General features: G+C 70.2%; 23 protein-coding genes. 15 read left to right on the top strand and 8 right to left on the bottom strand.

Annotation, left to right across the window (positions count from 1 at the left end; translation table 11 throughout):
- Positions 1-37 precede the first annotated feature (37 nt).
- The gene (locus tag AC31A1_RS00115) at positions 38-1,627 is read left to right on the top strand and encodes an FAD-dependent oxidoreductase (RefSeq protein WP_489651166.1); all 1,590 of its coding nucleotides are present in this window, start codon (positions 38-40) and stop codon (positions 1,625-1,627) included.
- Between the two features lie 57 nt (positions 1,628-1,684).
- Here AC31A1_RS00115 and AC31A1_RS00110 read toward each other — a convergent pair whose 3' ends face one another.
- Complete coding sequence (locus AC31A1_RS00110) at positions 1,685-2,668, bottom strand: NAD(P)/FAD-dependent oxidoreductase (protein WP_489651165.1); 984 nt, start codon at positions 2,666-2,668, stop codon at positions 1,685-1,687.
- Between the two features lie 250 nt (positions 2,669-2,918).
- Here AC31A1_RS00110 and AC31A1_RS00105 point away from each other — a divergent pair, with 250 nt between their 5' ends.
- Positions 2,919-3,239 (top strand): ferredoxin, encoded by a 321-nt coding sequence (locus tag AC31A1_RS00105; RefSeq protein WP_489651164.1) that lies wholly within the window; start codon positions 2,919-2,921, stop codon positions 3,237-3,239.
- Between the two features lie 58 nt (positions 3,240-3,297).
- On the top strand, positions 3,298-4,725 hold the full coding sequence (locus AC31A1_RS00100) for an aromatic ring-hydroxylating oxygenase subunit alpha (RefSeq protein WP_489651163.1): 1,428 nt from the start codon (positions 3,298-3,300) through the stop codon (positions 4,723-4,725).
- Between the two features lie 56 nt (positions 4,726-4,781).
- Here AC31A1_RS00100 and AC31A1_RS00095 read toward each other — a convergent pair whose 3' ends face one another.
- Positions 4,782-5,252, bottom strand: coding sequence for a cupin domain-containing protein (locus tag AC31A1_RS00095; RefSeq protein WP_489651162.1), 471 nt, complete (start codon positions 5,250-5,252; stop codon positions 4,782-4,784).
- A 148-nt stretch (positions 5,253-5,400) separates the two neighbouring features.
- Here AC31A1_RS00095 and AC31A1_RS00090 point away from each other — a divergent pair, with 148 nt between their 5' ends.
- From AC31A1_RS00090 to AC31A1_RS00070, 5 genes are all read left to right on the top strand, one after another.
- Positions 5,401-5,868: a cupin domain-containing protein gene (locus tag AC31A1_RS00090; RefSeq protein WP_489651161.1), complete on the top strand. Its 468-nt coding sequence runs from the start codon at positions 5,401-5,403 to the stop codon at positions 5,866-5,868.
- 442 nt (positions 5,869-6,310) lie between these two features.
- Positions 6,311-7,525, top strand: coding sequence for an ABC transporter substrate-binding protein (locus tag AC31A1_RS00085; protein ID WP_489651160.1), 1,215 nt, complete (start codon positions 6,311-6,313; stop codon positions 7,523-7,525).
- Positions 7,526-7,555: 30 nt separating this feature from the next.
- Positions 7,556-10,333: an ABC transporter permease subunit gene (locus tag AC31A1_RS00080; RefSeq protein ID WP_489651159.1), complete on the top strand. Its 2,778-nt coding sequence runs from the start codon at positions 7,556-7,558 to the stop codon at positions 10,331-10,333.
- The gene (locus AC31A1_RS00075) at positions 10,330-11,061 is read left to right on the top strand and encodes an ABC transporter ATP-binding protein (RefSeq protein ID WP_489651158.1); all 732 of its coding nucleotides are present in this window, start codon (positions 10,330-10,332) and stop codon (positions 11,059-11,061) included. The genes AC31A1_RS00080 and AC31A1_RS00075 overlap by 4 nt, the downstream gene beginning before the upstream one ends.
- A 700-nt stretch (positions 11,062-11,761) precedes the next feature.
- Positions 11,762-12,004 carry a roadblock/LC7 domain-containing protein gene (locus AC31A1_RS00070; protein ID WP_489651157.1) on the top strand — a complete coding sequence of 81 codons (243 nt, stop codon included), beginning with the start codon at positions 11,762-11,764 and terminating at the stop codon, positions 12,002-12,004.
- On the opposite strand, the gene AC31A1_RS00065 is transcribed toward AC31A1_RS00070, so the two are convergent.
- Positions 12,001-12,933, bottom strand: a complete 933-nt coding sequence (locus AC31A1_RS00065; protein WP_489651156.1) for a LacI family DNA-binding transcriptional regulator — start codon at positions 12,931-12,933, stop codon at positions 12,001-12,003. The genes AC31A1_RS00070 and AC31A1_RS00065 overlap by 4 nt on opposite strands.
- Before the next feature lie 166 nt (positions 12,934-13,099).
- On the opposite strand from AC31A1_RS00065, the gene AC31A1_RS00060 reads away from it, so the two are divergent.
- The 3 genes from AC31A1_RS00060 to AC31A1_RS00050 all read left to right on the top strand — a co-directional run bounded on the left by AC31A1_RS00060 (position 13,100) and on the right by AC31A1_RS00050 (position 17,255).
- Entirely contained in the window at positions 13,100-14,047 is a 948-nt protein-coding gene (locus AC31A1_RS00060; protein WP_489651155.1) for an alpha/beta hydrolase, read from the top strand.
- A gap of 49 nt (positions 14,048-14,096) precedes the next feature.
- Entirely contained in the window at positions 14,097-16,526 is a 2,430-nt protein-coding gene (locus tag AC31A1_RS00055) for a glycoside hydrolase family 2 TIM barrel-domain containing protein (protein WP_489651154.1), read from the top strand.
- A 105-nt stretch (positions 16,527-16,631) separates the two neighbouring features.
- On the top strand, positions 16,632-17,255 hold the full coding sequence (locus AC31A1_RS00050) for a dihydrofolate reductase family protein (protein WP_489651153.1): 624 nt from the start codon (positions 16,632-16,634) through the stop codon (positions 17,253-17,255).
- Positions 17,256-17,272: 17 nt separating this feature from the next.
- Here the strand turns inward: AC31A1_RS00050 and AC31A1_RS00045 are convergent, their stop codons facing one another.
- The gene (locus AC31A1_RS00045; protein ID WP_489651152.1) at positions 17,273-18,121 is read right to left on the bottom strand and encodes an MOSC domain-containing protein; all 849 of its coding nucleotides are present in this window, start codon (positions 18,119-18,121) and stop codon (positions 17,273-17,275) included.
- Positions 18,122-18,149: 28 nt separating this feature from the next.
- Positions 18,150-18,839: a M24 family metallopeptidase gene (locus AC31A1_RS00040; protein WP_489651151.1), complete on the bottom strand. Its 690-nt coding sequence runs from the start codon at positions 18,837-18,839 to the stop codon at positions 18,150-18,152.
- 446 nt (positions 18,840-19,285) lie between these two features.
- Here AC31A1_RS00040 and AC31A1_RS00035 point away from each other — a divergent pair, with 446 nt between their 5' ends.
- The 4 genes from AC31A1_RS00035 to AC31A1_RS00020 all read left to right on the top strand — a co-directional run bounded on the left by AC31A1_RS00035 (position 19,286) and on the right by AC31A1_RS00020 (position 22,187).
- Positions 19,286-19,705: a TOBE domain-containing protein gene (locus AC31A1_RS00035; protein ID WP_489651150.1), complete on the top strand. Its 420-nt coding sequence runs from the start codon at positions 19,286-19,288 to the stop codon at positions 19,703-19,705.
- Between the two features lie 146 nt (positions 19,706-19,851).
- Positions 19,852-20,499, top strand: a complete 648-nt coding sequence (locus tag AC31A1_RS00030) for a molybdopterin-dependent oxidoreductase (RefSeq protein ID WP_489651149.1) — start codon at positions 19,852-19,854, stop codon at positions 20,497-20,499.
- A 50-nt stretch (positions 20,500-20,549) separates the two neighbouring features.
- Positions 20,550-21,554, top strand: coding sequence for an alpha/beta fold hydrolase (locus AC31A1_RS00025; RefSeq protein WP_489651148.1), 1,005 nt, complete (start codon positions 20,550-20,552; stop codon positions 21,552-21,554).
- Positions 21,555-21,638: 84 nt separating this feature from the next.
- Positions 21,639-22,187 carry a YciI family protein gene (locus AC31A1_RS00020; protein ID WP_489651147.1) on the top strand — a complete coding sequence of 183 codons (549 nt, stop codon included), beginning with the start codon at positions 21,639-21,641 and terminating at the stop codon, positions 22,185-22,187.
- Between the two features lie 73 nt (positions 22,188-22,260).
- On the opposite strand, the gene AC31A1_RS00015 is transcribed toward AC31A1_RS00020, so the two are convergent.
- From AC31A1_RS00015 to AC31A1_RS00005, 3 genes are all read right to left on the bottom strand, one after another.
- Positions 22,261-22,761, bottom strand: coding sequence for a ferritin family protein (locus AC31A1_RS00015; protein WP_489651146.1), 501 nt, complete (start codon positions 22,759-22,761; stop codon positions 22,261-22,263).
- Positions 22,762-23,242: 481 nt separating this feature from the next.
- Entirely contained in the window at positions 23,243-23,806 is a 564-nt protein-coding gene (locus tag AC31A1_RS00010; protein WP_489651145.1) for a DinB family protein, read from the bottom strand.
- Positions 23,807-23,926: 120 nt separating this feature from the next.
- Positions 23,927-25,124: SLAC1 family transporter (locus AC31A1_RS00005; RefSeq protein ID WP_489651144.1), on the bottom strand; the 1,198-nt coding region annotated here is incomplete at its 5' end.

Here is a 25,124-nt window from a genome sequence, read left to right as displayed (position 1 = left end):
TCCGTCCGATGCTCGACACTTCACGAGAGGGACCGTCATGAGCGGCGAAGGCACAGCTGATTCCTACGATGTCATCGTCGTCGGCTCGGGCGCGGGGCTGGTCGGCGCGTACGCCGCGGCCTCCCGTGGGCTGCGCACGCTGGTGATCGAGAAGACGGAGTACGTCGGCGGGACCACGGCCTATTCGGGCGCCGGGATCTGGCTGCCCGGCAATGCGGCCGAGCAGCGGGCCGGCGTCGAGGACGGCCCCGACGTCGCCCGCCCCTACCTCGACGCGATCGTCGGCGACGACTCGCCGGCCGCACTGCGGGAGGCCTTCCTCCAGGCCGGTCCCACCCTGATCGACGAGCTGGAGAAGAACCCGCGGTTCGGCCGGTTCTTCTGGCAGGGCGTGCCCGACTACTTCGCCGGCCGCCCCGGGAGCCTGCCCCAGGGCCGCACGATCTTCCCCGAGAACCTCGACCGGTCCGAACTCGGCGACCTGGAGCCGCTGGTGCGCAGGCCGCTGTGGACGGAGCGCTGGGGGGTGGAGGTCCCGCGGGAGATGATCGGCGGGCAGGCCCTCATCGGCCGTGCGCTGCTCGCGTTCATGGAGACCGGCAACGGGACCATGCGCACGAACACCGCGCTGGAGCGCCTGATCGTCGAGGACGGCGCGGTCGTCGGGGTCGAGGCACTGAGCGAGGGCGAGCCGGTGGCCTTCCGTGCCGGGCGGGGCGTCCTGCTCGCCGCCGGCGGCTACGAGCGGAACGGCGCGCTGCGTGAACGCTTCCAGCCCGGGATCACCGACGAGTGGACCCAGGGCTGCGAGGGCAACACCGGCGACGCCCTGACCGCGGGCATCGACATCGGTGCCGCGACCGGCCTGCTCGACGAGTCGTGGTTCGCGCCGGGCCTCGTCGTACCCGGCACCCGCCCGGTGTTCTACACGTCGGTGTGGAGCGGCATCTGGGTCAACGCCGCCGGACAGCGCTACCTCAACGAACGCCTCCCCTACGACCGTGCCGGTCACGAGATGCTCAAGGCGCACCGGTCCTCGCACGTGTCGCACCTGCCCACGCACTGGGTGTTCGACCAGCGCCAGCTCGACAACAAGCGGGCGTTCGCCGGGCTGCCGGTCGCACCGCAGGTGCCCGGCTGGTTCGACGTCGAGAAGTTCCTCGCCGCCGGTGTGCTGAAGCGGGCGGACACGCTGGAGGAGCTGGCGGCGCTGATCGGCCTGCCCGCGGGTGCGCTCACCGAGAGCGTCGAGCAGTTCAACGGGTACGCCCGAGGCGGCAAGGACGAGCAGTTCGGCCGCGGTGAGGATCCCTGGGACCTGATGATCACGCACATGGCGGGGGCCCACACCGACGGGCCCAACCCCTGCCTGGGCGTGATCGACGAACCGCCGTTCTACGCGGCCACGATCGTGCTGTCCGACCTGGGGACCAAGGGGGGTCTGAAGACGGACGAGCACGCGCGCGTGCTGCGGCCCGACGGTTCGGTGATCTCCGGTCTGTACGCGTCGGGGAACACGATGGCGCCGATGTCCGGCCGGATCTACCCGGGCGCGGGCGGTCCCGTGGGTTCGTCGATGGCGTTCTCCTACATCGCCGCCGTCGACATGGCCGACGTGAGCCGCTAGGCCCGGTCCTCCTCGACTCCCTCTCGGAGAACGGCTCTTCGAGAAGGAGTCGGGTGTTCAGGCGGACTCGGTCGAGTGACCGGGGAACAGGGACAGCGCGGGGTCCAGGGCGACGGCCGCGTTGTTGACCGCGGTCGCCACCTCCCCGAAGCCGACGGACATCAGACGCACCTTGCCGGCGTAGGCGGTGACGTCGCCGGCGGCGTAGACCCGGTCGACCGTGGTGCGCATTCTGGTGTCGACGACGATCGTGCGCCGCTCCAGTTCGACGCCCCAGTCGGCGAGTGGTCCGAGGTTGCTGATGAAGCCGAGGGCGGCCACGACGGCATCCACTTTCAGCACCCGGGCCTCCTCCTCCCCGTCGACCCGCAGGTGCGCGTGGCGCAGCAGGTCGTCGCCGGCGAGGGTCTCCACCTGGGCGTTGGTGACGATGTCGACTCCGCAGGCGTGCAGTTCACGCACACTGGCCGCGTGGGCCCGGAACGCGCCGCGCCGGTGCACGAGGGTCACGGAGCGGGCGATCGGGTGCAGGGCGAGGGCCCAGTCGACGGCGCTGTCGCCGCCGCCGACGACGAGGACGTCACGGTCGGCGTGCTCGGCCGGGTCCGGGACGAAGTAGCTCAGCCCGCGCCCGAGGAACTCCTCCCCGGCGGGGAGGGTGCGCGGGGTGAACGTGCCGATCCCGGCGGTCAGTACGACCGCTCCGGCGTCGATGGTGGTGCCGTCGGAAAGGGTGACCTGGGGGCGTCCGTCGGGGGTGTGGGTGAGGTCGACGGCCTGACGGCCGAGGAGGTAGGCCGGGTCGAACGCGTCGGCCTGGTCCTTGAGGGCGGTGACGACGTCGCGGCCCCGGGTGCCGGGGACGGCGGCGATGTCGCGGATCTCCTTCTCCGGGTAGAGCGCGGTGATCTGGCCCCCGCACTGCGGCAACGCGTCGACCAGGACGGTCCGCAGCCCGCGGAAACCCGCGCAGTAGGCGCCGTAGAGCCCGATCGGGCCGGCGCCGACGATGAGGATGTCTGTGGTCACGGTCTCGGCCACGGGCCGGCCTCCTGGGGAGAGTGGACGGGGCGCACTGCGGCGCCGTGGCGTGCGGACGGCGGTACGGCGACGGGCACGACGGACGGGAACCCGGCTCGGCGGGACGGTCGGCCGGCTGAGTGTAGGACGGCTCCGAGCAGGGACGTCCGCGCTGGTCCCGGCTGATGGGACGGCCGGTGGACGGCCCGGGACGCCGCGTGGAGAGTCGTTTTCACCGCCACCGCGACGACGCGACGACGGACGGACGGCGATGACGCACGACTTTCCGTGGACGAGGAGGGCGAGGCTCGTGAGCGATGAGGTACGGGTGTGGATCGATCAGAAACTGTGCACGGGTGACGGTCTGTGCACCCAGTACGCCCCCGATGTCTTCGAGTTCGGCGGCGACGGACTGGCCTACGTCAAGAACGCCGCCGACGGGGAGCTGCTGACGCCCGAGGGCGCACAGGCCGATGTGGCGGAGCGGCTGCGTCTCGATGTGATCGACGCCGCCGACGAGTGCCCGGGCAACTGCATCCACGTGGTGCGGCGCGCCGACGGGACCGAGGTCGCCGGCCCCGACGCCGGCTGACGTCACCTTGCGGCCGCCTGGAGCCGTACACGCATGTCGAGTGGAGGAGTGGTGATCGGTGTCTGCAGTGGTTGAGCCCCGGGTGGACCGTCGGGTTCCCTGGTTCGAGGGCGATGTGCCCGCCGAGAAGGTCCCGGAGAAGTACCGGCTGTCCCGTGCGTTCGTGCCCAAGGGCCGTTATCTGGATGCCGAGTTCCTCAAGCTGGAACTGGAGAAGGTGTTCACGCGGGCGTGGTTGCTGGCCTGCCGCCTTGAGGAACTGCCGGGCGTGGGGTGTTTCGTCGAGTACGAGATCGGTGGTCATTCGATCCTGATCGTGCGGGAGGGCAGGGACTCGATCCGCGCCTACTTCAACGCGTGCCGGCATCGTGGTACGCGGCTGGCGCGGGGCCGGGGGCGGGTCGGTTCGCTCATCTGCCCCTTCCACGGCTGGCGTTGGAACCTGGACGGTTCGATCAGGCTGGTGCTCGACCGTGAGGAGTTCGTGCCGCGTTCCGACGACGACCTGGGCCTGGTCCGGGTACGGGCGGAGCAGTGGGGCGGGTTCGTGTTCATCAACATGGACCCCGACGCGAAACCGCTCCTCGAATACCTCGACCCGATCCCGCGGATCTTCGCACCGTTCCAGTTCGAGAACATGCGCTACCGGTGGCACAAGAGCGTGCTGCTGCCGTGCAACTGGAAGACCGCGCTGGACGGATTCCTTGAGGCCTATCACGTGGCGGGGACGCATCCGCAGCTCTACCGCTTCGACAAGTCGAACACGAACATCGCCTCGATGAAGGAACTTGAGAACAGGATGTGGGCGCCCACGACCGTGTACGAGCGGCACGCCCACTATTCGAGCGTCGGCCCGAAGAAGAAGGACACCGCCAAGGACCCGGCCAACCGGGGCACGGGGGGCGTGACCGACGAACGGCTCAGCGTGGCGCTGAGCGTGCAGTACATCGCCGACGACATGCGCGGCCTGGAGAACGAGCGGAGCTGGCGGGCCGCCGAGGCGCTGAAGACGGCGGAGGTGCCGGAGGGGATGACCGCCGGCCAGTACTACCTCCAGCTGTACAAGGAGTTGTCGCTCGCCGAGGGCTACGACTGGCCGGACATCACGCCCCAGCAGTGGGCGGAGGCCGGTACGGCGTGGAACGTGTTCCCGAACACGATCCTGCTGCCCAACCAGGGTTCGGTCTTCGGCTACCGGGCGCGGCCGAACGGCCTGGACCCGGACAGCTGCCTGTTCGAGATCTTCAGCCTGGACCAGATCCCCGTCGCCGACTACGACAAGAAGCGGGACTTCCAGCCCCAGTTCTTCGAGGACTTCCGCGATGCCGACCTCGGCGAGATCTTCACGCAGGACCTGACGAACGCCAAGGAGGTGACCGTGGGCATGCACTCCCCCAGCTTCGACGGGCACCGGCTGAGCGAGGAGCAGGAGATGACCGTCTACAACCACCACCGGGTCGCCGACCGGTTCCTCTGGACCGACTGACCCGTCCGATCCGTGGTCCCGGCCTCCGGGGGCCGGGACACGATCGTGTCGAGGGCTTACCGCCGGACCCAGCCGACGTCGTGCCAGTACGTCTCCAGCTCCCGCACCGGCTTGGGCCAGGTCTCGATGTAGGTGACTCCCTCGGGTCCCGCCGTCATCGTGTACGGCGTGCCGGCCCGGCTGAGGAAGACGTCCCCCGGCCCCACCCGCACGGTCTGCGGCTCGCCCGCCTCGTAGTGCTCGATGCTGTACTCGCCGGCGAGGACGAACAGCATCTCGTCGACGTTGTGATGGTGCCGGGGCACCGTGAAGTCCGGGCGTACGCGCAGCGGGTTGCGGTTGAAGTGCGGTACGTCGATGGGTTTGGTGGTCACCCACATCGCCCCGTCGAAGGTCGCCGCGAAGTCCACGGGTGCGTCCCGCAGCAGGCCGCCGTCGTTCCAGAAGTACTGGGGATGGCCCTGCTGCTCCAGGCCCATCGGAACCCAGTCCGCGTCTTCCACCAGATCACCGAATGTAAGAGTCACGCGGCGACGGTATGCACGGCCGGACACCGTGTCGTCGGAAGGTTCCGCTCATCGGGACCCACCCGGCGGGGGCGCCGGGGCCGGACTCCGGTCCCGGCCAACGGGATTCACGCATGACACGTCCCACCCCGGTCCCCAGTATCGGGGCATGGGAATCGAGTTCTTCAATCTGCTGTCGGACGAGGGCTGGATCGAGCTGCCGGTCGACCAGTCCGCTCCCACGTACCTGTGGCACGAGGGCGGCCTCCTGGCCGATGCGCCGGTCGACATGGAGCAGACCTTCAAAGGGAACATGTGGTGGTCGACGAAGGTGGACCCGTCGTTCAACCTGAACGGCCTGCGGTGCGCGCCGGACTTCGCGGTCCCCCGCCACCATCACAACCTCGATGAGCTGATCATCGTCTTCGGCGGCGCGTTCCATGTCGCCTGGGGCAAGGACGGGGAAGAGGGCAGCCGGACCATCGGTCCGGGCGAGTTCTGGATCAGCGAGGCCGGAACTCCCTATCTCATGACGGCCGGGCCGGAGGGCGTCACCTACATCGAGACCTGGCCCGAGCCGATGGAGAACCTTGAGACGTACTGGCACGACGCGGGCTGGGTCCATCGCGGCCCCTGACCGCACGCCCACAGATTTCGGCCCCTCATTCCAGGCGTGACGCCGCATGAGGGGCCGACTGCTTGGACAAGTCCCGTACGAGCCATTCCTGCAGCACTCAATTACGTATACTCTTCTTGCTTGCGGCCGCTACTCGCGAGGATCGGCCGCCCCTCTCCCTTTCACCGGAGCAGGGTCCCTCTCGTCGCCGGTCATGAAGTCCTCGGCACGCCGACCGGCATGGTCTGCCGCGGCGCGCCCGGCCTTCGTGCCGTTCGACCTCCGCTCGCGGCTCTCTCTTCACTTTCTCGGACGGCGGCGTCGCCGCGGCTTCGGCCCACGGCGCGACCGGTCGCTGATCGCAGCGAGTGCCGGGCACTCGCCGACACGTTGGGACGCAGACATGATCGAGTCGGTCGGACGAGTCCTCTTCTCACCCCGGTCGCGCGCTTCGGTCGCACTGGTGTCGGCCACGGTCCTGCTCGCGGGATGCGGCGGCAGCGGCGGGGGCGCGACCGCCGCCGCGGGCAGCACGAAGATACCGGCCGCGCTGGCGAGCGCCTTCCCCGGAAAGAAGGCCACCGGCGCCCCGGTCAGGATCGGCCTCGTCACCAATGAGGGCGGCTCCGCGATCAGCCAGCCCGAAACCAGGGAAGCCGCCCAGGCCGCCATGAAGTACGCCAACGCCGACCTCGGAGGAATCGCCGGCCGGCCGATCGAGTTCGTGATCTGCAAGACGAAGGAGGAACCGGCGACGGCGCGGGACTGCGCGAACCGGATGGTCGAGCAGAAGGTCGACGCGGTCGTCCTGACCAGCAGTGGTCTGGGTGACTCCATGGTGCCGATCGTGACCGGGGCCGGAATTCCCTGGACGACGTCCATCGCCGCCAGCACCTCCGAGGGCACCACCGCCAACGCCTTCTCCTGGACGGGCGGTTTCCCGACGACCATGACGTCGATGGCCGCGTACGCGAAGGAGAAGGGCTACAAGAAGGTCGCCGCGTTCGTGATCGACGCGCCCGCCGCGGTCAGCGGTGTCGAGGCCATCGGCAAGCCGGTCTTCGCCAAGGCCGGTGTCGGCCTGCAGATCGTGACCATAGCGGCGGGCACACCGGACGCGTCTCCCCAGGTGAGTGCCGCGCTGCGGAACAAGCCCGACGCCGTGGCCGTCGTCGGGGAGTCGACCGTGTGCACCTCCGTCCTCCAGGCGATGGGCACGCTCGGCGCCGGCATCGCGCGGATGTCCGTCCAGTCGTGCGTGGCCCCCGAGGTCGTCGACGCGGTGGGCCCGGGCATGGACGGACTGCAGGTGTTCAGCAGCTTCGACGTGGCGAGCGACGACATCGAGGCCCAGCTCTACCGCCAGGTGATGAAGGAATACAGCCCCGGTACACCGACCCAGGGGTACGCGGCGATCGGATACCAGGGCGTGCTCGGTCTGGTACGCGCGCTGCACGGCCTTACGGGCACCGTCTCCTCGAAGACCATCACGGCGGCGCTGCACTCGGCGAAGAACGTCGTACTCCCCGCCGGCCACGGCATCACCTTCACCTGCGACGCCAAGGCGGTACCGGGGCTGCCGTCGGCCTGCTCGGCCAAGGAGGTCACCGGCACGGTATCCGGCGGGAAGTTGGGACAGATGCGGGTCGTCGATCCCAGTCCGTTGTTCGCGCGGTAGACGCCGCAGCAGGAAGGGACGGTCTCACCGATGAGCCAGTACGTCGTGTTTCTGTTGCTGGGACTGGGAAGCGGTGCGGTGTTCGGCGCGCTCGCGCTGGCACTCGTTCTCACCTTCCGCAGTTCCGGGGTCGTCAACTTCGCCACCGGGGCGATCGCGTTGTACAGCGCGTACACCTACGCGTTCCTGCGCCAGGGCGAGTTGCTGGTGCCGCTGCCGGGTGTGCCGAAGAAGGTCGGGCTCGGGGGGCCGCTCGGCCTCTTCCCGGCGGTGGTCATCTCCCTTGTCCTCACTGCCCTGTTGGGGGTCGTGCTGTACGGGCTGGTCTTCCGGCCGCTGCGGACCGCGCCGCCGGTGGCGAAGGCTGTCGCCTCGATCGGGGTGATGCTGGTGATCCAGGCCGTGCTCGCCGCGGCGGTGGGTACGGGGGCCGTGTCGGTCAAGGCCATCCTGCCCAACGACCCGGTGTCCTGGGGCGGTTCACTCATCCCCGGCGACCGGCTGTGGTTCGCGGCGGTGATCGTCGTCCTGACCGTCGTCCTGGCGCTGGTGTTCCGGCTGACCCGGTTCGGTCTCACGGCCCGGGCTGCGGCGGAGTCGGAGAAGGGCGCGCTGGTCAGCGGGTTGTCGCCGGAGCGGATCGCGGTGGCGAACTGGGCGCTCAGCTCGGCCGTCGCCGGGCTGTCCGGCATCCTGATCGCCCCGATCGTGCCGCTGGTCCCGGTCTCCTACACGCTGTTCATCGTGCCCGCTCTCGCGGCGGCGCTGGTCGGCAACTTCACCGCGCTGATCCCGGCCGTGGGAGCGGGGCTGGTCATCGGGATGCTCCAGTCGGAACTGCAGTTCCTGCAGGGGAAGTGGTCCTGGCTGCCCCAGGCCGGTCTGGCCCAACTCGTGCCACTGGCCGTCATCCTGGCCTACCTCGTGGTCCGCGGCCGGCCGCTGCCCACCCGCGGCTCGCTGATCCAGCAGGCGTTGGGCCGGGCACCGCGGCCCGACCGCGTCCTGGTCCCGGCGGTCGTGAGTACGGCCCTGGCTGTCGTCGTCCTCCTCGCCACCACAGGGAGCATCCGCGCGGCCGTGATCACCTCGCTGACCCTGGCGGTGATCTCCCTGTCACTGGTGGTCGTCACCGGGTTCGCCGGGCAGATCTCACTGGCTCAGCTGACCCTGGCCGGGGTCGGCGCGTTCAGTCTCAGCAGGCTGAGCGTGGATTGGGGTGTCCCCTTTCCGTTCGCTCCCCTGCTGGCGGCCTTGGCGGCGACGGTGATCGGGGTGGTGATCGGGCTGCCCGCGCTGCGGATCCGTGGCCTGCCGGCGGCGGTGGTCACGGTCGCGCTGGCCGTGGCTCTGGAAGCATTCTGGTTCCGCAACACCCAGCTCAACGGCGGCCTGGGCGGCTCGAAGGTGCCCTCGCCCCGCCTGTTCGGGATCGACCTGGGCATCGGGGCGGGCGACGACTATCCACGCATCCCGTTCGCGTTGCTGTGTCTGGTGGTGCTGCTGCTCGTCGGCCTGGGCGTGGCGTGGCTGCGCCGCAGCAGGCTCGGTGCCGCGATGCTCGCCGTGCGCGCCAACGAACGGTCGGCCGCGGCGGCGGGCATCGACGTCGCCCGTACGAAGATCGTCGCCTTCGCGATCGGGGCGTTCGTCGCCGGGCTCGGGGGCGCCCTGCTGGGCTACCAGCAGACCGTCGCCGACGCCGAGATGTTCACCGCGATCGGCGGTCTCGGCCTGTTCGCGACCGCCTATCTGGCCGGCATCACCTCCCTGTCCGGCGGCCTCGTCGCCGGAGTGATGGGAGCCGGCGGTCTCCTGCCCGTTCTCCTGGACCGGGCCCTGTCCATCGGCGAGTGGTACGACGTGATCATGGGGGTCGGTCTCGTCCTCACCGTGATCACCAACCCCGAAGGCCTTGTCGGCCCGGCGCACGAACTGTCGGCCCGGCTACGGCGCAGGCGCCGCCCCTCCGCCCTCGGCCAGGACGCCGACATCCTGACCGAGTCGGCGCCGTCCTCCCGCCCACCCGTTCCCGAACCGGGCGAGGTGCTCCTCGCGGTACGCGATGCCGGGGTCCGCTACGGCGGTGTGGTGGCCGTCGACTCCGTCTCCTTCGACGTGCGCTCGGGCGAGATCGTCGGCGTGATCGGCCCGAACGGTGCCGGGAAGACCACCCTCCTCGACGCCATCAGCGGATACAACCGCAGTACGGGAACAGTCGAGTTCGACGGCCGGGTGATCTCCTCGCTGAAGCCGCACCAGCGGGGCCGGGCGGGCCTCGGACGCACCTTCCAGGGCATCGAGCTCTACGAGGACCTCAGCGTGGAGGAGAACGTGCTCGTCGGGGAGGCGGCCGCCCTCCACGGCGGCGACCACGTCGGCTCCGCGCAGGGGCTGGAGCTGCGGAACCGGCTGTTCGAGACGCTGCACCTGAGCCGGTTCCGAAGCCAGCCCGCGCGTGAACTGTCCCAGGGCAGGCGGCAGTTGGTGTCCATCGCACGGGCCCTGGCCGGCCGCCCCAGGATGCTGCTGCTCGACGAGCCCGCGGCCGGCCTGGACAGCTCCGAGAGCCGCTGGCTGGGCGACCGGCTGCGGGCCGTACGGGCCGACGGCGTGACAGTCCTGCTCATCGACCACGACATGGGGCTGGTGCTCGACGTGTGCGACCGCATCGTCGTACTGGACATCGGAAAGGTCATCGCGGACGGAACTCCCGCCGAGATCAAGGCAGATCCACGGGTCGCGACCGCCTACCTCGGTGCGACGCACGTCGATACGGACCAGGTGCGCGGGGAGGTCGTCCAGTGACCGCGCGGGAACTGCTGACGTGCGAAGGCGTGGACGCGGGCTACACCAAGGGCCGGCCGGTGGTACGCGGCTTTGACCTCACGTTGCCGCCCGGTGAGGTCACGGCCCTGCTGGGGCCCAACGGGGCGGGAAAGACAACGCTGTTGATGACGCTCGCCGGGCTGCTGCCGCGCCTGGGCGGGTCGGTCGCCCTGGACGGGCGGGAGATCCGTGGCGGACGGGCGCGTGAGGTCGCCCGGCGGGGACTGGTCCTGGTGCCCGACGACCGGTCCCTGTTCACCCAGCTCACCGTGCGGGACAACCTGACCCTGGCACGGCGACGTCGGGGCAGCGGTGTGGACCAGGTGCTCGACTTCTTTCCGGCACTGGGAAAACGGCTGAAGGTCGCGGCCGGGATGCTCTCCGGTGGGGAGCAGCAGATGCTGGCGCTGGGGCGGGCCATGATCCAGGACCCCCGGGTACTGCTCGTCGACGAGCTGAGCATGGGGCTGGCGCCGGTGATCGTCGAGGAGTTGCTGCCGGTCGTCCGGCGGATCGCCGAGGACACCGGCACGGCGGTCGTGCTGGTCGAGCAGCACGTCCGGCTGGCCCTCGACGTGGCGGACCGGGCGGTGGTCCTGGTGCACGGGGAAACGGTGTTGAGCGGGTCCGCCGCGCGGCTCGCGGCGGACCCCGGTCTGCTGGAGCGCGCCTATCTCGGCGAGCAGGCACCGGAAACCGTCTCGTGACCGTGCTCCGGATCTCCCTTGATCGGGACGACGAAGCGGCTTGTGGACTCGTCCGGCCGCCTCACGCCCCGGTGGCGGGCCCCGTAACCGGTGAGGACGGCCGTGACCTTCGGTGCGGAACCTGAGCCCGGTGCGGGTGAACAGCCGGGACAGCCGGTTGGCGACCGCGTCCTCGGTGACCCGCAGCACCGTGGCGATCTGCCGGTTGGTCAGCCCCTCGGCGATCAGGGTCGCGAGCAACCGCTCGCTCTCGACGGTGCCTTGTCTGCGGCCGGGCACGGTGATCCCGTGGCGATCTTCCCGGCCGGCAGCTTCCGCCACCGGCGCTGGAGGGTATCCGACCCGGCGTCGACGTCCTGCCCCTCCAGCCGCCGGGCCCCATTCGCCGCATCCTCCTGGTTCGCATGGCCGACCACTCGCTCACCAGGTCCCGTACTTCGGTGTTGGACGTCGGCAACCGGCGGCAGGCAACCTGGCCATACGTTGGGTTCGGCGGGGGCATGATCCGGAAGGAGCACGGGATCCGAGGTCAGCGTGGCGAGCGTCGGCTCCGGAAGTGACCGGGCCGAGGGCATGGTCGATGTCTTCCCCTCCGGGGCGGGGGTCTTGACGCCAGACAATCGCCCCCGACCAGCGCGAGGACCCAACCCACCACCCACACCAGCCCCGTGACCAGCGCATTCAAGACGGTAGATCCTCAATGAGCGACCCCGTGACCGACCTCCTCCTCGCCCTGGGCCACCGCCCCGCCGATCAGGGCGGCACCGACCATCTCCGCGAGATCAGCGCGCGCTGCAGCACGGGCCACGTGATCGTGACGGCCGTAGGACACCGTGCGCTGCTCGCCGTGGTCGCGGACGACGGCCTGGACCAGGCGGCGTTCGGTCGCGAGATCCCGGCCGTCACGGCGAAACTGCGCCGGCATCTGAACGAGGACGTCTAGGCGGACTCGCGGGCGATCACCCGAGCCGGTCGCGACGCGGTGTCCGCCGCCGACAGGCCCAGCGCGGTGCGTGCGGCGCTGCGGCCGATGGCCTCTGCGTCGATGTGCACAGTGGTGAGGGCGGGTGAGAACAGCGCTCCGTGCGGGGTGTCGTCGAACCCGACGACGGCGAGGTCCTGCGGTGCGCGCAGCCCAAGGCGCCTCATCGCGGCGAGTGTGACGAGCGCGAGGTCGTCGTTGTAGGCGAGGACGGCCGTGACGTCCGGGTGGTCGGTACGGAAGGCCCGAAGCCGTTCCTCGGCGGCGTCGAGACCGCCGGGCAGGACGAGCACCGGGCAGGCGGCCAGGCCCGCGGCGTGCGTGGCCTGCCGGATGAGCCGCCCTCGCAGACCGGCCAGAGCCTGGAGTTCCGGGGTGTCCGGCATGACGGCGGCGAGGTACCGGTGGCCTCGGCCGACCAGGTACCGGACCGGGACGTCGGCCTGCGCGGAGAACGCGTCGAGGGACGTCTCGGCGTCGGTGACGATGTCGTCGGCGCGGCCCGCGTCGCCGAGGTCGATCACCGCTCGGGCGGAGACGGCCTGCGCCACGTCGGAGAGGGCCTGCGAGGAGAGGTGGCCGTGCAGCACCAGCAACACGTGCTGGTGTGCGGCGAGTTCGGCGTCGAGGCCCCGGATGTAGCTGCCGAGGCTGCTGCCGGTGGGCATGCCCTCGATGTTGAGCAGGACGATGCGGGACGCCCCTTTGCGCAGCGCCTGCGCCGAGCCGTTCGGGACGTACCCGAGGTCGCGCGCGGCCTGCCGTACCCGTTCCCGTGTCTCCTCGGAGACGTGCCCGGCCGCCCCGTTGAGAACGAAGCTCACCGTGGTCTGTGAGACCCCGCTGGCCCGGGCGACGTCCTTGGCTGTCGCGCGCGTGGACCTGCTCACTCTCTCGCTCCTCGGAACGGGGGCCCGGCGGCCGGGTCTCCTGTGTGCGGTCTGAACTGGGGCTTGTGCGGTGCCGGATGCGCTGGATACCGTACCGCAGGCAGGTGGTAATACGTTTTACCAGCTGCGGGATGCGCGCTGGGGCCTGATGCGAGGAGAGCCGCCCATGAAGCTCGACGCGGTCGACCCGGAACTGCGGCGCGCCGTCGCGCGAATGCCGCGGCTGCCGGTCCGCCGGACGTGGGGACGGCGCGTGGTGCGCGCCCTGGTCGTCCGGCACGGGCCGGGCGAACCGGTCGAGGGCGTCAATGTCCGCGTCCTCGACGAGGGCCGGGGCATGCGCGTGTACACGCCCGCCGGTGGCGGCTCGGGCGCGGCGCTGCTGTGGGTGCACGGCGGCGGGTACGTCATCGGCGACGTCGTCCAGGACAACGTCTTCTGCGCCCTGACAGCCCGCGAGTCGGGCATCGTCGTCGTCTCGACGAACTACCGCCTCGCCCCCGAACACCCCTTCCCGGCACCGCTCGACGACGTCTTCGCCGCGTGGCGATGGGTGCGGGAATCGGCCGCGTCCCTCGGGATCGACCGAGCGCGCGTCGCCGTCGGGGGTGCCAGCGCGGGCGCGGGTCTGGCCGCCTGCCTGGCCCAGCGGCTGTACGACGCCGGCGGGGTACAGCCGGTCGGGCAGTGGCTGTTCTCCCCCATGCTCGACGACCGCACCGCCGCGCGGCGCGAACTGGACGACGTGCGGCACCGGGTGTGGCACAACTCGGCGAACCGGACCGGTTGGGCCGCCTATCTCGGTACTGAACCCGGCGCCTCCCGCGCCCCCGACCACGCGGTCGCCGCCCGGCGCACCGACCTGAGCGGACTGCCACCGGCCTGGATCAGCGTCGGCGACATCGACCTGTTCGCCGACGAGTGCAGCGCCTATGCGGACCGCCTGCGCGACGCGGGCGTGGACTGCGCGTTCGACCTCGTGCACGGTGCCCCGCACGGCTTCGAGACCTGGGCTCCCGGCACCCGTATCGCCCGGGCGTTGCTGGAGCGCGGCCGTGCCTGGCTGCGTGCGCAGATGGCCGGACCGACCGCGACGGCACCCGGCGAGGCCTGAGCCTCGCTCCCCCGGAACCGGCCACCGCCCCTCACCTCACGGAGACCCCATGATCCGCACGTCCTTCAACGACGGCTGGCAGACCCGCCCCAAGGTCAACCCCTTCGCCGAACTGTCCGGTATGAAGGTGCCGTTCAGGCCGGTGACACTGCCGCACGACGCGATGATCGGGCAGGACCGCACGGCGCCGGGCGGTGAGGCCACGATGGAGGGCGGCGCCGGGGCGTACTTCCCGGGCGGGACCTACGAGTACCGCAAGACGTTCGCCGTTCCCGAGGAGCACCGGGGCAAGCGGATCCTCTTCGAGTTCGAGGGCGTGTACCGCGATGCCGTCGTGTACATCAACGGGGACTACGCGGGCCAACGGCCCTTCGGTTACTCGCACTTCCACATCGACGCCGACCGTTTCCTGCGCTTCGGCGAGGACAACGAGATCCGCGTGGAGGCCCGCGCCCATCGTGACTCACGCTGGTACACCGGTGCGGGCATCTACCGCGACACGTGGATGCTCGTCGGCGAAGTGGTCCGGATCGCGCCCGACGGGGTCCGTGTCACCACCCCGGACATCGACGCGGAACGGGCAGTGGTCGAGGTCGCGACAAGGGTCGAGAACGACTCGACCGCGATCCGTACGGCCGATGTCGTCACCGAGATCCACGACAGCGCCGGGAGTGTCGTCGCGAGCGACGTCTCGAAGGTGACGGTACTGCCGGGCGAGCCCGCGGTCGTACGCCAACGCCTGTACGTCCAGGCCCCGTTGCTGTGGAGCACCGGCACACCCTCCCTGTACACCGCCACCGTGACCCTGAAGGACCTCGACGCCGAGACCGTCGTCTTCGGTGTCCGCTCGCTGCGCCTCGACCCCCGGCACGGGCTGCGGATCAACGGCGAGACGGTCAAGCTGCGCGGCGCGTGTGTCCACCACGACAACGGGGTTCTCGGCGCGGCGACCTACGCGCGCGCCGAGGAACGGCGGGTCCAACTCCTCAAGGACGCCGGGTTCAACGCGCTCCGCATGTCCCATCACCCCATGAGCAAGGCGATGTTGGACGCGTGCGACCGCCTCGGGATGCTCGTCGTGGACGAGACCTTCGACGTCTGGACGTCCGCCAAGAGCGACTTCGACTACAGCCTCGACTTCCCCGAGTGGTGGGAGCGCGACATCGAGGCGATGGTCGCCAAGGACTTCAACCACCCCAGCGTGATCCTCTACTCGATCGGCAACGAGATCCCCGAGACCGGTACACCCTCCGGCGCCGCGCGGGGTCGCCGACTCGCGGAGAAAGTACGGTCGTTGGACCCCACGCGCTATGTCACCAACGCCGTCAACGGCATGCTCGCCGTCATGTCCGAACTGAGGGCGATGAGAGAACAGGCACCGGAGGACGGCGCCGGCATCAACACCCTCATGGCCGACCCGGGCGACATGATGAACGCGATCAGCGCCTCCGCCCTCGTCACCGAGAAGACAGCCGAGTCCTTCGCCGTGCTCGACGTCGCCGGCATGAACTACGCCGAGGCCCGCTACGCCCTGGACCGCGACCTGTTCCCCAACCGCATCATCCTGGGCACCGAGACCTTCCCCACCCGCATCGACGGCAACTGGCGTCTGGTCGAACAACTCGGCCATGTCATCGGCGACTTCACCTGGACCGGCTGGGACTACCTCGGCGAGGTCGGCATCGGCCGTCCCCAGTACCTCACCCCTGACGATCCACACCCCGCCCACACCGCGCCGTACCCCTATCTGCTGGCGGGCTGCGGCGACCTCGACATCACCGGCCACCGCCGACCCGCCTCCTACTACCGAGAGATCGTCTTCGGCCTGCGCGCGCAGCCGTACATCGCGGTCCGCCGCCCCGAACACCACGGCAAGACCTGGGCCGGAACACCCTGGGCCTGGAGCGACTCCATCTCCAGCTGGACCTGGCCCGGCTCCGAGGGCGAGCCGGTCACGATCGAGGTCTACGGCGACGCCGACGAGGTCGAACTCCTCGTCAACGGACGCCCGTTGGGACGCCGACCGGTGGGCGAGGGCCACCGCTTCCGCACCGAGTTCGAGACGTCGTACGAACCCGGCGAACTCCTCGCGATCGCCTACCGCGACGGGGCCGAGACCGGACGCCACGCCCTGCGCACCGCGACAGGCCCGGTACGGCTGCGCGCCGAACCCGACCGTCCGCACATCACGGCACACGGCGGCGACCTCGCGTACATCACTCTCAGCCTGACCGACGCGAACGGCACCCCGCACACCGCGGCCGATCGCCCGGTGGCTGTCGCAGTGTCCGGCGCGGGGGTCCTGTCGGGCTTCGGCAGTGCGGATCCGTCCACCCCGGAGCGCTTCGACGCGACCGAGCGCCGTACCTACGAAGGCCGCGCCCTCGCCGTCCTCCGCCCGACCGGCCCCGGCAAGATCCGTCTGATCGCCTCGGCGCCCGAGTGTGCCCCGGTCGACATGGTCGTCACCGTCGAGTAGCGGGCAAGGCCTCCCCCTTCTCAGTTGGGGCGGCATGTCGAATGCGCCGGGTCCCGATCGACGTGAGGGTGGAAGCAGCAACCTCCACGACTCAGGAGCACCATCGTGACCGTGACCGCGGATCTCGCCATCTCCGTCGACGGCTACATCGCCGGCACCGGCGTGACCGTCGACAACCCGGGCGGCGACGGCGCCGAGCCGCTCTTCGAGTGGATCCACAATCTGGCGAGCTGGCGGGAGCGCCAGGGCATGACCGGTGGGGAGGAGAACCGCGACTCCGAGCTGATGCGGGAGTGGTTCGACGCGACCGGAGCGGTGGTGATGGGCCGGATGATGTACGACACCGGGGAGGAGTTCTGGGGCGACAACCCGCCCTTCCGGACCCCGGTCTTCGTCCTCACCCACCGCCCCCGGCCGACCCTCGTCAAGGAGGGGGGCACCACCTTCACGTTCGTCACGGATGGCATCCACAGCGCCCTCGACCGGGCGAGGGCCGTCGCCGGTGACCGGAACGTCGACATCGCGGGCGGTGCGAGCACGGTGCGGCAGTACCTCGGGGAGGGGCTCATCGACGAACTCCAACTGCATGTGGTGCCCGCTCTCCTCGGCGCGGGACTGCGGCTCTTCGAGGACCCGGGCGCGGGACCGCGGCGCGTCGAGCCGGTCAGGGTGATCGAGACTCCCCTTGCCACGCACCTGAAGTACCGCTTCGGCAGGACCGAGAACTGACCGTCGTGGGGGGGGTGTCACGCGGCCGTCTCCTCCAACGCGATCGGGTCACCCACCCGCACCGTCCCGGCCTCCAGCACGTCCAGGTACACGCCGAGGCACGACAGTCGGCCGAGGTCGAACACCGGGATGCGGTGCTCCCGGGCGACCGCGCGCATGAGGGCGGGGTCCGGCGGGAGTTCGTCGTGGCCGAGGGTGGGGATCACGCAGCGAGGTGTGGGGACCAGCACGCGGAACAGTGCCTCTCCCACCCGCAGGCGCGACCCGACCCAGTCGTCCTCCGGAAAGCCGGGCCCGTCAAGGGAGTTGACGACCAGGTTCGGCCGGAAGCGGCGCGCGTCGAAGTCCCCGGAGGGATACACGCTCCGCATCCGGTCCAGAGCGGCCGTGGTGACGAGGTGGACCCGGCCGAAGTCGAAGAACGTCCCCGGCGCGACACCGCCGGTCGTGATGCTCTCCCCCGTCGCGTCGACGGTCGCCGACTCCCGTACGACGTCCGGGACTCCGCCCTCGTACTCGGGCACGGCACGCTCCAGCCGACTGTGCTCCGGAACGACGCCGGAGACGGACACCTGCCGGCCCAGCAGCTTGGACAACTCCGCGTCCAGGTCAGGGTCTTGGACAGGTAGCGCGGTGCCGTCGGGCAGGACGACGCGGACCACACCGGCGTCGTCGAGTCGGCTCCGGCAGCGCAGCAACTCGCCCCACTTCCGCGGGTGTTTGGCGCTGCCCACCGCGCCCGTCCCGTCGAGGACGGCGTAGACCCGGTCCCCGGAGAGCCCGTTCTCCGTCACCGCGACAGCGATCACGGCCTCACCCAACATCGACTTCACCGGATACCGGTACAGCGCCGTCACAGTCCCCATGGATCAACTATCGCTGAACCAACTTCCGTCAGAGTGTGAGGAGTTCCTCGTAGAATCCGCCGAATCCGCGTTCACGGTCGATGAGATGGATCTCCAGGATCCAGTGGCAGGCACGGCCGGCTTTGTCGATGCGGCGCATGGGGGTGTCGTTTTCGGGGGTGACGTACGACTCGACGTGCGCGCCCTCGATCGTCTCGTGCGGGAACTCGCCGACCAGGTGCCCGGCGTGCCAACCGCCCAGCTCCCAACCCGCCTTGTCCGCAAGGCGGGCGACCTCGGTGTGCAGGCGTGCGCCGGTGATGTCCGGGGTGTTCTCGAAGAAGCGCCGGCCGGCCTCGAACACCTTGGGGAGGTCGTCGCGCAGCCGGTGCTTGACCGGATCGTCGCCCAGCACGAAGGTCCGCCCGAAGTCGGCCTCGTACTCCTCGAAGATCGGCCCGAAGTCGGCGAACACGATGTCGTCCGCACCGATCACCCGGTCCGGCGGGTTCTCCTTGTACGGCGCGAGCGTGTTCGGCCCCGAGCGTACGATCCGCTTGTGCCAGTGCCGGGTGGTACCGAACAGCTCGTTCGCGAGGTCACGAACCCGGTCGCTGACGGCCCGCTCCCCCTCGCCGGACGCCACGAGCCCGCGCTCCTCGACCTCCGAGAAGAGCAGCGCGGCCTTGGCCTGGGCATCGAGCAGGCCTGCGGCCCGCGTGGGTTCGTCATCAGCCATGGGGCGAACCTAGCCAGCTAGATCGTTCTCGGCAACGTGATTCGCCACGGCGGGCCCGCTCCACGGCGTGGGCGAGGGAAAACGTGGACCTCCCCGCAGTGGTTCACCCGGCGATGCGTGACGCGCGGGCCAGGAAGTGGTGCGGGGCGTCCTCGTAGGCAGCCATCGCCCCGCCCATCAGCGTAAGCCCAGGTCACCTCGCATATACCAGCCGATTTCCCTCGCAACCCCGGCATGCGCGAACGCCATCGACAGAGCGGCGGAATTCTCATGCTCGCCCTCGCTGTTCGCGGGTTCCTCGAATTTGCCAGGACGAAGGAAACTCGCAGGTGGTGGATGCGACGGGGTCTGTGACGGGCGCGGCGGGAGCGGCTAGCTTGTGCACGCACAGTCGGTAATAAATCCGGCAATCCACACCTTTTCTCTTCTCTGTGAGGCGTTCCGTCATGAGCTTGAGCATCCGCAACCAGATTCCCGGCACCGTCACGGCCGTCACTCCCGGCGCGGTGATGGCGACCGTGAAGGTGCGCCTCGACGGCGGCCAGGACCTCATCGCGGCGATCACGTTGGAGGCCGTGAAGGACCTGGGGCTCGCCGAGGGTACGGCCGTGCGCGCCATGATGAAGTCCACCGAGGTCGCGCTCGCCACGAGCCGGGTGGAGGGGGTGTCCATCCGCAACCAGCTGCCCGGCACGGTCAGCGATGTCGCCACCGGCGGGGCGATGGCCGTCGTCAAGGTCACGGTCGACGGGGGCGAGTTGACTGCGGCGATCACGAAGGACGCGGTCGGCGACCTGGGGCTGCGGACCGGTTCGCCGGTCGTCGCGCTGATCAAGTCGACCGAGGTGTCCCTGGCGACTGTCTGACGCGGGGCCGCCGTAGCCGAATTTCCAGGGACGGGTGACGTGTGGGCGTGCACCGGGACCCGGCGTCGGCCGGGTCGCGCGTGGGCGCCTACGCTGCTCGGGAAGGCAGCCGTAGCCAGGAGACCAGCGGAGAAGGGGCGTCACCCGTGGCAAGCGACCGACAGGGTACGGCCGAGGCCGCCGCCGACGCGTCCCGTCCCGTTCCGCCCGGCCAGCGTCATGTGCACGGCTGGCCGGTCTCGCACTACGGGCCTGTCCCCCGTTTCCGTCCCGAGCGCTGGAATCTGCGCGTCCACGGCGCCACGGCCGACGGTGCCGAGCACAGCTGGACGTTCGACGAACTGGCGCCCCTGCCGCATGTCACGGTCGTCGCCGATCTGCACTGCGCGTCCGGCCCGACCTCCACCGACCACGAGTGGTACGGCATCCCCGCCGGCACCGTCCTGGATCTGGTCCCGCCCGCGCCGGAGGTCACGCACGTCATGGCGTGGGCGGAGTACGGCTATTCGACGAACCTCCGCCTCGCCGACTTCACGGCCGCGCAGACCCTGCTGGCCACCCACCACAACGGTGAGCCCCTCACCGCCGAACACGGCTTCCCGCTGCGGCTGGTGGTGCCGCATCTGTACGGCTACAAGAGCCCCAAGTGGCTGCGCGCCATCGAGTACCTCACCGAGGACCGGCGCGGGTTCTGGGAGGAGCGCGGCTACCACAACATCGCCGACCCGTGGAAGGAGCAGCGCTACTCCTACCAGGAGCAGGGCGACAACGAGGCACGGCCTCCCGGCCGTTAGGCCGAAACCCGCCACGCGGCTCGACGGGCACGACACGTAGCCTCGTCCGCATGATTACGCATCGTTTTGTCGACGTGAACGGCATCCGCCTGCACATCGCCGAGCAGGGCGAAGGCCCCCTGGTGATACTCCTGCACGGCTTCCCGGAGTCATGGCACTCCTGGCACCGTCAGATCGGCGCACTGGCCGGCGCGGGGTTCCATGTAGTCGCCCCCGACCAGCGGGGATACGGCAGCAGTGACCACCCGGACGAGGTCGACGCGTACACCATTTTCCATCTGGTCGGCGATGTCGTCGGTCTGATCCAGGAGCTGGGCGAGGAGAAGGCCTACGTCGTCGGGCACGACTGGGGTGCGCCGGTCGCGTGGCACACCGCGCTGCTGCGGCCGGACCTGGTGCTCGGAGTGGCCGGGCTGAGCGTGCCGCCGCCGTACCGGGGGCCGCAGCGTCCGATGGCGATGATGCAGGAGATCTTCCAGGGCCGTTTCTACTGGAACTACTTCAACCAACCGGGCGTCGCCGACGCCGAGTTCGGGCGGGACACCCGCACCACGCTCCGCAAGTTCCTCTACTCCGCCTCCGGTTCGGCCTCTCCCTCCGGCGAGATCATGCAGCCGCTGGTCGACCCCGAGAAGGGCTGGCTCGCGGCCATGGAGGACCCCGAGGTGCTGCCGGAGTGGCTCACCGAGGAGGATCTCGACACGCTCACCGAGAGTTTTTCCAAGGGATTCACCGGCGCCCTGAACTGGTACCGCAACCTCGACCGCAACTGGGACCTGACCGCGCCCTGGAACAACGCCGTCATCACCCGCCCCGCCCTGTACATCTTCGGCGACCGCGACCTCGTCCCCGCCTTCCCCGGCGCGCGCGACATCATCGCCCAGCTCCCGAACTTCATGCCCAGCCTGGTACGCGCACCCATCGAGCTGCCCGGCTGTGGCCACTGGACCCAGCAGGAACGCCCCGCCGAGGTGAACGCGGCGCTCATCGACTTCCTCACGACCTGCGAGAACGCCGCCGGCGACGGCCCGGGAACGGAAGCAGACGCGTCGTGACCGACTGATCCGCATGGGCTGGTCCCAGGGCCGGGCGGGGAAACCCGCTCGACCCGGTCACCTCCACGAGGAGATCCTTCGGGCATGGAGTTCCTCTGCTACCACCGCGACCGGCCCGGCTCTCTCACCCTGCGCGACGAGTTGCTGGAACGGCACTGGTCCTACATGGACCAGTACGCCAAGGAGATGATCGCCCGGGGTCCGACGCTCGCCGACGACGGTGACACCCCCACCGGCAGCGTACACATCCTCGACCTGCCCGAGCCGGCGGCCGCCCGCGCGTTCGCCTTCGACGAGCCCAACTATCAGGCCGGCGTCTACCGGGACGTACTGCTGCACCGGTGGCGCAACACGCTGGGGCGCACCATGTGGGACTTCCCCGGCGGCCGGACCGGCGGGAACCGCTACCTGGTACTCGGCTTCGGCGCCGGACAGGCCGTGGACCTGGCGGTGCCGCCCGGCGACGAACTCATCGCGTACGGACCGCTGTTGTCCGACGACGGCGCCACCTGGCTGGGCACGGCGGCGTTGCTCCGGGCACCTGACCCGGAGACGGCGCGCGCCGTGCTGACCCGGGACCGGTACGCCGACATCGAGGTGCACGACTGGCAGTTCGGCGGCCGACCCTCCTGATCCACTGGACACCACCGCCGTCGCCGAATCCTGACAGCCCGTCAACTCCTGCCTCGATCTGGGGCGTTCACGCCTACGGCGTCCGAGGGCGGGCAAGTCCGCCGGCCGCCAGGAGTTCGTCCCACGCTTCCATCGCCGTGGCCTCGATGTCCGGAGCGCCCGGGAGTCGCGCACCCGCGGCTGCCACGGCGGTGCCGTGGGCGGCCCAGGTGTCGAGGTGGCCCTGGAGAACCGCCCGGTATCCCAGGTCCGCGCCGGTCAGGAATGTCAGCAGGACCCGGATCCAACGGGCCGCGCGGTGGGCGTCTCGCCCCAGGTCGTCGGCGATGAGGGGCGTCGAGGGGGACGCCGACGTGTCGAGGCGGCGGGCCAGGCCGTGCAGGAGTACGGCGTCGGCGACCGGTTTCACCACGAGCTGGAAGGCGGCCAGGGCCACGTCCCAGTCGTAGGCGACCAGCGCCTCCTCGACGGCCCGGCGGAACGGTTGCCAGTCCGGTCGGTGTTCCCAGGTCGTGCGTTCGGCGAGGCCGAAGGCACGGTCGGGGTGGGTGCGGGCCAGCTGGGTGGCGGCCAAGACCAAGCACGTCACGAGCACCGTCTTCAGCCGGGGCTGGGCCGCGCTGGGCACCGCCGCCGACACGCACAAGGTCCAGGCGCAGTCGATGCGGACATGGGGCGGGGGTGATCTGACAGATGCCGAGTGTGGAACGGCTGCGGCCGTTCCTGCCGGTTGGCAACACCCGTTGTGGCCGGTGACGGGATCACCGGCAGGTGATCAACGGGATTCCGCATCGGGTACGGACCGGGTCAGGTGACGGGGCGGGCAGTGAAGGTGGTCCCGGAGCGTGGGGCCGGAAGTTTTGGAGTCTGCGTTGCCGGCGGAGTATCAGCGCATCCTGGCTGCCGTGCGGGCGGCCGGCAGTCCGGTCGCTGCCCCGCAGTTCGGCGAGCGCTGGGCATGGACACCGAGGTGCGGGGCAAGCCGGGGCCGCTGCGCGGGAAGCCGGCGAAGCCGGCCGACCGCGGCCGGCTGCACAAACGGGTTTTCCGGAAAGTTAGATGCGGTGCGGTACGGCCCCGTCCTGCCAGCGGTAGAGGTCGCGCAGCAGGGAAATCTCGGCGCCGTGATGGATCAGCTCCCTGTTGACATGCAGGACCCTGTTCTCCATGGGAAACCGCTCGGGACCCACCGTGGGCGGATTCTCCAGGTCGGCGTCCGAGAGCGCGCGGACCCCCGCGTTCCATCTCCCATACATCTCATCGAGCTGTTTCAGCGCCTCGTCAGCGGTCCCCGCGTAGGCGAATGTCTCGGAGTCGACATCCTGGCCGCCGAAGTACCATCCGACCCGATAGCCAAGGCAGTTGACGATGATGTGCGCCAGCCGCCAGGCAATTGTGGTCACGGGCGCCGGCACCGGAGCAGGGGACGCGAAGTCCATCGTCCATTCCCCCGAAGCTTCCGGCATCGGCGCGGCCGAAGTGCCACGTGGGCGGATGCTCCAGCAGCCGCGCACCGGCTCCCAGAAGTACTCCTCATCGGTAAGACCGTGCAGCCGCGGCCTCAGGTTCTTGTGCCAGTACCAGTCCAGCTGGTCCGCGAGCCCCTCACTCCTTGTCATGTCCGCACACTACATACATCGGGAGATGACGCCGGGGGCTGATATGCCCTTCGGGCCGCGCCGCCGCGATCGGTTGTCCGACCTTGACAACCCGGCCCGCTGGGCTGGGTTCATGGTCGATCAGGTCCTTGCACTCGCGCCGTGTGACACTGCTGATCCTGCGTTCATGTGTGATCGGCCGGCCAGGTCCTGGCCCGGCTGCGTAAGGGAGTTGCTCAGTTCCCGCGTCGCCGACCGCGCAGTCCTGGTGACGGTGACGTGGCGCAGGGAGCCGCCGGCCACCGCGATCCACGCCAGGACGAGCAGCGCGTAGAACGCCATGGCCGGCCAGACGAACAACACCGAACCGGTGCGCGCCGCAAGGGCGTTGGTGACGGTCACGAGCGCGCCGAACGGGAAGATGAACGACCACCAGGTGGGCGCGAACGGCAGCCCGGCGCGGATCGTCCGTGCGGTCAGGGCGGTGGCGAGCGCCAGCCACAGCAGGGCGAAGCCCCACACCAGGATTCCGCCCAGCAGCGCGAGGGCCTCGGCGCCACGGGCATAGAGCGCGGGCAGTGTGCCCGGTGCCGCCGTGGCGAGCGCGCCGAACGCCGTCACGGCCTGACCCAGGGCCCCGAGGCCGATCCACACCGTGGGCACCATGGCGCCGTGCGTGCGTCGTGGTGCACGAGGCGGCCGTAGAGGATGGCCAGGACCAGTAGGGCGGCGATGAGGCCGAGGCCGAGCATCGCGTAGCAGGCGAGGAGCAGGGCGAGTCGGAGTTGGCCGGCCGGGTGTGGGGGACGAGCAGGGCGCCGGTCGCGGCGGAGACCATCGGGGCACGATCGGCATCAGCCGGCCGCCGAACGCCGCGTCCGGCGCGAAGCGGTGCCGGGTGATCATCAGATACGGCACGGTGCAGGCGGTGGCGAGACCGAGTGCGGTACCGGGCGACCACAGCACCCGGTCAACGTCCAGCGCGGCGTCGGGCCCGATCACCCGCCGGCCGAACAGCAGCGCTCCGGCGCCGACCGTGAGCAGGGCCATCGGCGGTGCGCCGAAGAACTGCGCCACGACCGGATCCCGCGTGTGCGCCCGCAGCACCCTGCCCCGGAGGTACCCGACGGCCACCAGGACCAGCAGCAGTACGGCGCCCACCCAGACGACCGTGGCGGCGGTCCGCAGCCCGGGGAGGCTCCACGGGAGGGTGACCGCCGCGTTGGCGACGATGCCGGTGCCCATCACGGCCGCGAACCAGCTGGGGGTGAGGCGTGGACGTGTTGCGCTGAGGACCGTGGGCGACGGGGAACGGGAGGATGTGGAGCGGATCATGACC

The organism is Streptomyces sp. P5F9, assembly GCF_057961495.1.
The sequence above is the reverse complement of the archived record's forward strand: the minus strand, read 5'-3'. Positions and strand labels throughout refer to the sequence as shown.